This is a genomic window from Wandonia haliotis (genome assembly GCF_039523435.1).
GTDB lineage: Bacteria > Bacteroidota > Bacteroidia > Flavobacteriales_D > Crocinitomicaceae > Wandonia > Wandonia haliotis.
In genome coordinates, this window is sequence record NZ_BAAAFH010000020.1 from 2,103 (window position 1) to 6,285 (window position 4,183).

At 35.9% G+C, this 4,183-nt stretch carries 3 protein-coding genes and 1 pseudogene; all 4 read left to right on the top strand.

Going from position 1 to position 4,183, the window contains the following annotated elements; translation table 11 throughout:
- A partial coding sequence (locus tag ABDZ97_RS12375; protein WP_343788110.1) for an RHS repeat-associated core domain-containing protein occupies positions 1-640 on the top strand: 640 nt, incomplete at its 5' end.
- Positions 641-909: 269 nt separating this feature from the next.
- Entirely contained in the window at positions 910-2,586 is a 1,677-nt protein-coding gene (locus ABDZ97_RS12380) for an RHS repeat domain-containing protein (protein ID WP_343788148.1), read from the top strand.
- Positions 2,567-3,202 carry a hypothetical protein gene (locus ABDZ97_RS12385; protein ID WP_343788112.1) on the top strand — a complete coding sequence of 212 codons (636 nt, stop codon included), beginning with the start codon at positions 2,567-2,569 and terminating at the stop codon, positions 3,200-3,202. Before ABDZ97_RS12380 ends, ABDZ97_RS12385 begins: the two co-directional genes overlap by 20 nt.
- A gap of 233 nt (positions 3,203-3,435) precedes the next feature.
- Positions 3,436-4,086, top strand: a pseudogene (locus ABDZ97_RS12390) (IS1 family transposase).
- The last annotated feature ends 97 nt before the right edge of the window (positions 4,087-4,183 follow it).

Sequence of the window (4,183 nt, forward strand, 5' to 3'; positions counted from 1 at the left end):
TTCTACAGAACCAACAAATATTGACATCAATACCGCGCAACAGCGTGTTGTGGGAGATAAGCGGTATGAGTTGAGTAATCACTTGGGGAATGTGCTGGCTACCATTTCAGATCGTAAGTTGCCGGAGTTTGATTTGGGAGAAGGGTTGGCGTATTATAAGCCGGATGTCGTTTCTTACTCGGATTATATGCCGTTTGGAATGCAGATGGCAGAAAGGAATGGTAGTGCTGGAGACTACAGATATGGCTATCAGGGTTCTGAAAAAGACGATGAAATCAAGGGTAGCGGAAACTCTTATACAACGCATTTTAGACAACTTGATCCAAGAATAGGAAGATGGTTGAGCTTAGACCCCAAGATGAGTGCATGGGAGAATCCATACGCTAGTATGGGAAATAATCCAATATTTCATAATGATGTTTATGGTGATACTGTTGCAAGGTTTAATAGTAATGGTTCTTTCAAAGAGTTTTTTGATGATGGAAAAACTGATTGGACTTGGGAGATCGGGAGTAATGATGGCTCTAATTGGGTGAGTTCTAATACAGGGAAATTTAATGACCCGAGTGTTGATGTTACCGCTATAAAAAACTTTGTTAATAGTGATGGTGCTGTAGGGATAGGGTACATGGTAGTGTAACAAACTTGCACCTAGGTTTATTTTATAGGTGTAATTAATTGAAAATCAATAGTAATTGATTTATGGTTTTTTGTTTTTGGAACTATCTATGGGGTATTCTTAGGGTAAATAGTGCAAAAGAGGTATCTTAAACGCACTGTTTTCGTATCACGTGTATCAAACTTGCACCTGATGAAATGGGTAGTGTCTCAAACTATCACCTGCCGGTAAAAAGTGTATGTAACTTATTGAAAAATAATAAATAGAAAAATAAATTTGTATTGAAGCGAGTGGATATTTATATCCACTCGCTTCTTTTTTGTGTAAATAAGACCCTGTATGAACGAAAGTTCGTTCTAAGTGTCTCAAACTATCACCTGGCGACAAATGAAACCACCTATAACTACCGTTACGATGCCATTGGGCAACTTGTGCAGGACAAGACGGAAGAAATTGAAAACATCGCGTGGACAGTAACAGGTAAAGTGAAAAAGATTGAACGTTATGCGTTTAGTGAAAAACCTGATTTAGAGTTTGATTACGATCCAATGGGACAACGCATTACCAAGACGGTGTATCCGAAATCAGCTCCGGGGGTTATTGATGTGGATGGTATTGAAAAAATGTACTATATTAGAGATGTACAGGGTAACGTGATGGCAATCTATACGTTAAAGATAGAAAACAGCGAAAAGAATCTGTATTTAACGGAACGGAATTTGTATGGATCGTCTATGCTAGGAATAGAAAAAGTAGAAGAAGTGATTGCATCAACTGAGTCTAATAATGTGGATATAAATACTCAGCAACAACGTGTTGTTGGAGATAAAAGATTCTATATGCAAAATCATCTTGGAAATGTGCTTGCAACTGTTACAGATAGAAAGTTGCCGGAGTTTGATGCTACTGAGAGTTTAGCATATTACAAGCCGGATGTCGTTTCTTACTCGGATTATATGCCGTTTGGAATGCAGATAGCAGAAAGGAATGGGAGTACAGGGGACTATCGTTATGGATTCCAGGGGCAAGAGAAGGATGACGAGATAAAAGGTGAGGGGAATAGCGTGAATTACAAGTATAGGATGCATGACCCTCGTATTGGTAGGTTCTTTGCGATTGATCCTTTGGCGGATAAATATCCATATAACTCGCCTTATGCTTTTAGTGAGAATCGGGTGATTGATGGATTAGAGTTAGAAGGACTTGAAGTTTTCGTTATTAATGGAACACTAGGCTCAAGTTCACTTGCTAATCCGGATAATAATGGTTACTCTGCACAAATTGTTAAAACTAATGTTGGAGGTGGAGATAAAACCATCGCAGAGGTGTTCGGCAATTCAAAGGTATTTAAGCATACTTGGTTAGGAGCTAACAATACCCAAGCAAGAATTAGCGAAGCAGATTGTTTATTTGAAACGATAACAGCTAATAGAATAGAAGGTGAAGCAATTACGATAGTTGGGCATAGTCATGGAGGAAATGTAGCGATCTTGGCAGCTGAAAAAGTTTATCAATACTATAATACACAGGGGATTGAGGTTGAAATAAATCTTGTAACCTTGAATACCCCACACGTAGTTGAAGGGGGATATGAATTATCAAATGATGCTAGTAAGGGAATTAATTGGATACATGTTTATACGGCAGATGATAAAGTAGTACCTCATGGAGGATATAACAAGACGGGACAATTAAATGAAGGAGGTGAAGAATCTGATTTTTTAGGAAGACCTAAAGGTGAATATTCTGTCAAAAAAGATTTTGAAAGTGGTAAATCTGGATCCACAAGCTACAAGTACCCACAGGCTGACCATAATATAGAATATAAAGACCAGACTAATTTAGGTGATTTATTTAAGAAGGGTGGATTTAAAAATATTGTTGGTCATAGAGGTTGGCTGAAAAAGAATACTCAAGAATGGTTACCTAAAGTTGAAAAAACCGTAAATGATGGAAAACCGAATTAAACTTGTCAGTTTTTTTATAATAATGCAAACTTCTTTAGTGTGTTTTTGTCAAATACCAGCAAATGCTATTAAAGTAATGCCAAAAGCTAATAAAGTTGGAGATACTGTTGAGTTATTTAATTATTATTCAAATGGCACTAGTCGAAAATATCTTCTCTTGAAGATTGACAAAAAAGGTAGATATAAGTATAAAGACTTAGATGTTTGGAGAGGTAAATCATGGGTCACCTATGATAAATACAGCCGTATTAAAACTTATAAATATAAATTCAATGAGGGATTATGGGGGGGCGCAGGAAAAGGAATAGAGTTGTTGTGTTATGGTGTTGACGGAAGTATTAAAGTACTTTTGCATATTGGTTCTCACAAAAATAGTAAGGGAGAAATTTGCTTAAGTGATTCACTTGTGAAAAACTTCCGTGCGAATCAAGACTCACAATCTAATCTTTATTGTTACGCAGCATATAAAAAAGGCAGGAATGTTTATTTGACTGATGACTGGCTTTTAGATAAAAAAGAGCTAAAGAATAAAATAAAAAACTCAGTATTGGAAGATGCGAATAATTTGATAGAAGATTTTCCTTTTAATTTGTTTATTCTTATTCCAAAACACTAGTGGTAGTGTACTCAATTAGTTGGTAACAAGCTGTTTAGTGTTTAAATTATTGATTTTGGTAGTGTACTTGCACTTATGTTTATTTTACAGGTGTAATTAATTGAAAATCAATAGTGATTAATTTATGGTTTTTTGTTTTTGGAACTATCTATGGGGTATTCTTAGGGTAAATAGTGCAAAAGAGGTATCTTAAACGCACTGTTTTCGTATCACGTGTCTCAAACTTGCACCTGATGAAATGTCGCTACTGTTCGTGTCTTTGTATAAAAAAAGGAAAACTAAAAGAAACTCAACGTTATCAATGTACTGTATGCAAGAAATATCAGCAGGATCAATACAGATACACTTCTTATAAGGTGAGCGATGCAGAACTGGTAGATTTATTAAAAGAAGGAGTAGGGGTCAGAAGCATTTCGAGGATCTTAAAGATCTCTACTACAACGGTTATGAGCAGAATCCTAAAAATTTCAGCGGATTTAAAGCGACCTTATCCCATTGTAAAAGGCAACTGTTACGAAGTAGACGAATTATTCACTTATGTAGGCCATAAAAAGAATCGAATTTGTGTTTGCTATTCGTTAGAACCTAAAAGTGGAGCAATCATTGATGTTGTTGTAGGGAGAAGAAATAAAACGACACTTCGGAAAGTAACTGAAACACTTGTTTTATAAGATGCAAAGCGTATTACAACGGATAAATTGAATAGTTATAAAGACCTGATTCCTAATAAAATTCACTCTACGAAATTACGAGGGATTAATCATATCGAACGCAAGAACCTGACATTACGAACCCATCTGAAACGTCTAAATCGCAGAACGATTGCGTATAGTAAATCAATGGCAATGCTTTTGGCTGTGGTGAGAATTTATTTTTGGTGCTAACTAATGAAAAATAGTCGTATTTTCTTCATGAAAAAACAGGTTGACAACCCTATTTTTCAATGGATTTTGCTTATTTTTATTCTGCAAAACAGGGGAA

What these genes read in the sequence shown, in the direction of transcription:
- ABDZ97_RS12385 (WP_343788112.1), top strand. Translation starts at nt 2,567, where the DNA reads ATGATGGAAAACCGAATTAAACTTGTCAGTTTTTTTATAATAATGCAA.